Raw genomic sequence first — 6,505 nt, forward strand, 5'->3', positions numbered from 1 at the left:
TGCTCATCAAAACATTTCCAGGGATTATTAGTCTCGAATCCAGAAGATTCTATTGCGTATATGTGTTCTTTCAGCCTTCTCTTACATCTCGATCGATACAAATAGCTTCAAACCTCATTAGTGGACTATGACTGCATGTCTCCAATACATTTCCCAACAATATTATTTCCAATTCATTTAGTTCTTCATACGGTTTGCGAATATTTAGTTCATAATACAACTTTGTTGAATTCATGCATTCTCCATTAAAACTTTCTGCTGCGAGCAAAAGTGCTTTTTTATCTTCAACCCAAAGTGTATACTCTTCTTTTACTTTTTTACCAAAAGGGTTCGCTTCAAACTCATAAGAAAGAACTCTCCTAAATCCATTTTCTTCTAGAATAGCCTTATAACTTTTCCAAGGCATATTGAAATGGCTATCGCCATTCGCGGTGTATCTTGCTTTTTCAATTTTTCCACTAAGCCTATGTAAAAAAAGAGCTGCTCCTTGTTCTCCTTTCTCAAACTTATCCCATCCTTTCCCAAACATAATTTCAGAAGCAAGAACAGCATCTTTATATCTCTTTAAAACTGCTAAAGCCAATTTGGCCCTATATTCTTTCTCGCTTTCACCCCGCACAGGATGGACTTCTAGTTCTGTTGCATACATTTCTAAACTTTTTATATCTGGAAAATCTTGTGGCATTTTATAATAAATAACAATAATGCCTTTATAAATCTTTCGTTTTTACTACTACTCTTTAGTAATTATGGATAAGCGAGACATATTTTTGGTATTATGGAATAATTCAAAGTATTACCTTTTAAGATGAACCCTTCCCCTTATTCAGCCTTGCAAATATTACCCCAACAACAGTCAGCGCTATCCCGATCGCAACCAGCACAATAAAATCCGCAGCTATGTTGCCTGAAAGCTTTGATATTACCGGCAGAAGCGCTGCGTTTTCTTTTGGCAAAAGCAAATTAGTTAAAAATCCCACTATAAAGAATGTTGCTCCAATAGTTAAGCAGCGAATTCCGATGCTTCTCACTTCTTTAAACCATTTTTCCGCGATAAGAATGGATATTGCTGCAAAAACTATAGTGATAATGAGAAAAATATTAAAAAGATTCCAGAACATTGCATTTGTTGACGCATTAAACAAAACAAGCATATTGCTTTTATCCGGCTTTGCAAGGCATTCAACAAGGGAGCAGTCATATTTTTTATTGTAAAGAGAGTCAAACAAAGACATTATAATAAGATTCATCAATCCAGAAGGAGGAGTTGCATTTAGCTCTGCGCAATTCACTGAAACCATCATTCCTGAGAATTCCCGCTCTATTGCTTCCTTGTTTCCGCATTCCTGCACCAGCTGCGCATGCGCTTCCTCCAGATTTGCCTCCCCGATTCCCTGCTGAAGCTGCGCTGTCAGAATGTCATTTATCACCGGCTTTATAGCATCCTTATTTGTTAGCTGCGCAAAGGAAACAAGAAAGATTGTTAAAAATAAAGCAATCACAAAAACAAGCTTTACAATGAATCTTAAAAATCCCTTCCAAAACACCATTCTAAGTTTACATGACAAGAAATATATAAACCTTTGCAGAATCTCAGAAAGTTATTGAAGAATTCTGTATGTAATTATTGGTATCTGCGCTTTAAAAAAGAACGTAAAATTAGTTATCTTCAGGAATAATTATGTTTTGAGCTGCACCAAATTGAACTAAAAGAACAGGAATTTTTTTCTCTAATGCTTCTTTTGTCATATTCTTTAACCCATCAATGTGGATGTTGTATGCCCTCATTTCTCCATTAACAAAAAGACCCCAACTTCCCCTCCAGGAACCATCAGGAATGCTTTTCTGCATTATAGCTTCAATTTCTTTAAGTGCTCGATAATTTGGTATTTGATCTGGTCGGTATTTCATATCAAGTTCATTATCAGGTACTAATTGATATTCATCATCCATTTTATTGCCTCCAAAATCTCCCATAATTCGCTGGAGTGATTTACTGCCCCTTTCTCTTTGACAAAATATTATTTTATTTATAAATCTGTTGGCTAAGCGTGCATATTTATTCAACTAAAATCGCAGCTTTTCCAGGCGCTGCATTGTTCGCCTTCTGCTCTTTGGAATCCTCTGCATTTACAACTTCAATCCCGCAGTTAAATTCTTTTTCAATCGCTTCCTTGTTTTTCTCCAAAGCTTCAAACTCTGTTTTCTGATCCAATACAATAACAGGCATCTTTCCCATATCCTTCACAACAGCAGGGATTATTTTTGAAACTTCGGCTCCATGCTGTTTAAAATCTTTCATCAAAACACTCATCAACTCCCTTACATCATGCGTTTTCTTAAGTTCTTTTTTCAGCGTTTTAAAGAAATCATACTTCCATTTATGGCTTATGATTAATGTTATCCTGCCAGGTTTTTCTTTTTTAATAAGCGTTAAAACATTTCTTGCATCTGAAATGGTATTCCTGACAAAGTTCTCAGAAGCATCTAAGCTTTCATCAATGTATTTCTCGTTATAAGAAGGCCATTCTGCCAAAGAAACAAACCCTTTATTTCCCATCATCTCCCATAATTCTTCTGCCAGATGCGGCGCAAAAGGCTGCAGCATCTTGATAAAAGCTTCAGCAGCTTCTTTCGATGCGCTGTACTTTGCAAGGTGATCGAAATAGTCTGAAAGCCGTATTATTGCTGTATTGAATTCAAGGGCATCCATGTGATCTGTAACATCCCTTATTGTTTTGTGCATCTTATTCAATAATTCTTTTGAGCTTTCCTTTGAAAGCTTTGCTTCTGAGACAAAAGAATAGATTTTATTCACAAGCCTATACATCCCCTCTATTCCCTGGTCGCTCCATTCAACTTCCTTGTCCGGAGAAGCGACAAACAATAAAAACAATCGCGCCGTGTCTATTCCGTATTTCTGGGCAATCTCTTCCTGCGTTACAACATTGCCCCTGCTTTTGCTCATCACAAAGCCGCCTTTGTGCAGCATCCCCTGGTTAAACAAGCGGGGAGCAGGCTCGTCAAAATTTACCAATCCCAAATCGCGCAAAAACTTTGTAAAGAACCTGAAATAAATCAAATGCATGCATGCATGCTCCTTTCCCCCGATATACAAATCAATCGGCATCCAATAGGCCGCTTTCTTTTTATCAAAGATCTCTTTTTCATTTTTTGGATCGCAATATCTCAGGAAATACCAGCTTGAATCAATAAAAGTGTCCATCGTATCCGTTTCTCTTCTTGCCTTTCCCTTGCATCCGGGGCATTTTGTGTTTACAAATTCGCTGACATTTTCCAGCGGATTTCCTTTTCCGCCAAACTCGACATTTTCAGGAAGCCTGACTGGCAGCTCTTTTTCCGGAACAGGCACAATGCCGCACTTCTCGCAGTAAACAATTGGGATCGGGCAGCCCCAGAATCTCTGCCTTGAAATCAGCCAGTCTCTTAACTTGTACTGCACAGTTTTCTTTCCAATGCCCTCTTTCTCTAAAAATTTGTTTATCTCAGGAATCGCTTCTTTATTGTTCATATCATTGAATCTGCCTGAATTGACAAGATAGCCCTCTCCAATAAAAGCCCTCGACATCTTATCTGCATTCAGCTCATACTCTCTTGGGTTAATTACAGCCTTTATTGGAATCTTGAATTTCTTTGCAAAATCAAAATCTCTTTGATCATGAGCCGGAACAGCCATTATTGCGCCAGTTCCGTAATCAAGCAGAACAAAATTTGCAATGTAAATCGGGATCTCGGCATTTGTCAATGGGTTTATTGCATACCTTCCGATAAACATTCCTTCTTTTTCTTTGTCTTCAGCTGTTCTTGTAAATCTGTCTTCTATCACAACCTTTTCTATGAACTTCTTGACATCTGCCTCATACCTTGTTCCCTTTACAAGCTCCAGAACTTTTGGATGCTCAGGAGCATAAACCATGAATGTAACTCCGTATAATGTATCCGCCCTTGTTGTAAATATTGGGATTTTTTCTAAGCATCGATTAAGAACGTCTGGTTCTTTCTCTCCGCATATATGACTTGCCTCAGCTTTAAAATCAAAAATAACGCCGCCAATAACTTTTTTTATTTTATCTGCTCTCTCTGGAGGCAAAGCATAATCATTTTTAGCCCTAAGTATTGCAATATCTTTTACATTTTTTTTGATTTTGTCAAAATCAAACTTCCAGTTGAAAGTTTCATCGAAAGGCCTTTTCTTATCTTTAAATTTTGGCTCGATAAATCCGGCAGCCAAAATTAGCTTTTTAATAGGTTTTTCTAATCTTTCAAGAATCTTTAATGCTACTGCAGCTCCCAAGCTGTGCCCCAATAAAACAGTATTTTCATCAAATCTCTCATTTTTTAAAACATATTCAGCTTGTTTTATAACATCAGGATTATCAGTATCAGGCAAATTAGGAACATTAACTTTATATCCTTTGCCTTCAAGTTCTTTTCTAAGCCATGGGAAAAAAAGTGCATCAGGCGAACCAGCATATCCGTGAATCAAAACATAATTATTATCTGTCTTAATTTCAAAATCAACCAATGTTCCTTCGCTTCTTCCGATCCAGTTGCGCTGCATTGTCTTTACATCTTCACTCCATTGCAGCCCATCAATATCCTTAAGCAATTCTTCAGCGTAATCTGTTATCTTGAAGAACCACTGCTCCAGATCCCTTACTTCAACATTTGTATCCTCATGCCTCCAGCATTTGCCGTCATGCACCTGCTCATTTGCCAGAACAGTGGCGCATTTAGGGCACCAGTTGACAACGGATTTTTTCCTGAAAGCTAATCCTTTTTCAAACATTTTCAGGAAGATCCACTGGTCCCATTTGTAATACTCAGGAGTATGAGATGCAATAACCCTGCTCCAATCATAGCTCAATCCAAGCTCTTTCTGCTGCCTTATGAAATTTTTAATAGCATCTTCGGTGAATATCTTGGGATGCGACTTGGCTTTTATTGCAGCGTTTTCAGCCGGCAATCCAAAGCTGTCATAGCCCATTGGATAAAGCACATTAAATCCCTGCATTCTTTTAAAGCGGGCAAAGCAGTCTCCTATTGTATAATTGCGGACATGCCCCATATGGAGCCCTGACCCAGATGGATATGGATACATCTCAAGGCAGTAGAATTTCTTCTTTTTTGGATCCTCTTTAACTTCAAATATCTTGGCATCTTCCCACTTCTTCTGCCATTTCCTGCTTATCTTATTGAAATCTGCCATTTTGATTACAGTTTGCAACTTGATTTATAAATTTTTATGCTTTTACTGGCTAAAGCTCTATTTTCTCATAGCTATACCCTGTTTTCAGCTCGTCTTCAATTGGTTTGCCAGGATCGCCATTATCAGCATAGCCTTTTCTCTTTCTTGTTATGCCTTTTATGCACATCAGCACACCATTCCCTGTCGGAACATATGCGATTGAACGATCATATTTTAAAATGCAGTTCTCTTTTCTTAGCCTTTCAGCAAGGCCAGAATCAACAGTATTTGCTCCTATTATTCCTGTGATCCCCGAACCATTTCTTATCAGAATATGCTCAAAACCCGGCTGCACTGAAACTATGTTGGCTCTATTGCATGAGCCGTTGTACAAGCTAACAATATCCTTGCCGTGCTTTTCCAGCAATTCCTTCAATGCGCCGTTTTCCATTTTTACCTCCTTCTGATTTTTATTTTTTAAATTTTTTAGAGAAAAATAAAATGATAAACAATGATGCAAAGCCCGAAAATCAATTGAGCTTTACAATAGCAATACCACTAGCACAAAGAACAAAATCGCATTTTGCATAGTGGTTTTAATGTTCATAATGCATGGAAAACAGAACAGATATTTAAGTTTTTCCATTAATTTAAGCGCTAAACGCTTCCAGATCCTCATAAACCGGGCCTTCGCCGGTCAAAGTGCTTTTCATCAATTTAAAATTTTTAATCATGACTTCTTTTGGCTCAATTTTTATCTTGCCGACCAAATTCATAAGCTCATTTTTATCTTTTACAAACTTAACCCTGCAAAGCGTAATATGCGCTGCAAAGCCTTTTTCTTTTTTGAAAAGAGGAGCTAAAGCTTCGTCAATCTTCTGCTGCAATTCCAGGATCTTATTATCTGGCTTAAGCCCGATCCAAACAACTCTTATATAGTTTTCATTCGGAAAAACTCCGATTTTATCCAGTTTTGCTGAGAATGGCTCAAATTTTATATTTTTTAAAGAACCCTTGATCAAATCAGCATTCTTTTCATCAACTTCTCCAAGAAACTTCAAAGTCAGGTGATGCTTTTTGGTTAAGGCGGTCTTTGCATTATCGCTTACAAGTTTGCTCTGTATTGCTTTGAAATAATCCTTTAATTCTCCAAACTCAAGAGCAATGAACAATCTCATAGAGCATCAACAAAAATGAAGATATAAATAATTAACTAAAAAAATAAGAAAAAAACAAATATTCTGCTTATTCTTCGCCGAAGTTCTCGCTGTCTTCTGTTTCTTCTTGTGTCTCTTC

At 37.3% G+C, this 6,505-nt stretch carries 5 protein-coding genes and 1 pseudogene; all 6 read right to left on the reverse strand.

The window, feature by feature from the left end; genetic code table 11:
• Positions 1-70 precede the first annotated feature (70 nt).
• The 6 genes and pseudogenes from HYU07_04025 to thpR all read right to left on the reverse strand — a co-directional run bounded on the left by HYU07_04025 (position 71) and on the right by thpR (position 6,387).
• Positions 71-685: a hypothetical protein gene (locus HYU07_04025; protein MBI2129381.1), complete on the reverse strand. Its 615-nt coding sequence runs from the start codon at positions 683-685 to the stop codon at positions 71-73.
• Positions 686-803: 118 nt separating this feature from the next.
• Positions 804-1,550, reverse strand: a complete 747-nt coding sequence (locus tag HYU07_04030; GenBank protein ID MBI2129382.1) for a hypothetical protein — start codon at positions 1,548-1,550, stop codon at positions 804-806.
• 109 nt (positions 1,551-1,659) lie between these two features.
• A complete protein-coding gene (locus HYU07_04035) occupies positions 1,660-1,953 on the reverse strand; it encodes a hypothetical protein (protein MBI2129383.1) in 294 nt (97 codons plus the stop codon).
• 106 nt (positions 1,954-2,059) lie between these two features.
• Complete coding sequence (locus HYU07_04040) at positions 2,060-5,230, reverse strand: leucine--tRNA ligase (GenBank protein ID MBI2129384.1); 3,171 nt, start codon at positions 5,228-5,230, stop codon at positions 2,060-2,062.
• A gap of 49 nt (positions 5,231-5,279) precedes the next feature.
• Positions 5,280-5,660, reverse strand: coding sequence for a hypothetical protein (locus tag HYU07_04045; GenBank protein MBI2129385.1), 381 nt, complete (start codon positions 5,658-5,660; stop codon positions 5,280-5,282).
• Positions 5,661-5,859: 199 nt separating this feature from the next.
• Positions 5,860-6,387, reverse strand: a pseudogene (gene thpR, locus HYU07_04050) (RNA 2',3'-cyclic phosphodiesterase).
• Positions 6,388-6,505: the final 118 nt, after the last annotated feature.

It is taken from the genome of Candidatus Woesearchaeota archaeon (assembly GCA_016180285.1).
Classification (GTDB): domain Archaea; phylum Nanobdellota; class Nanobdellia; order Woesearchaeales; family JACPBO01; genus JACPBO01.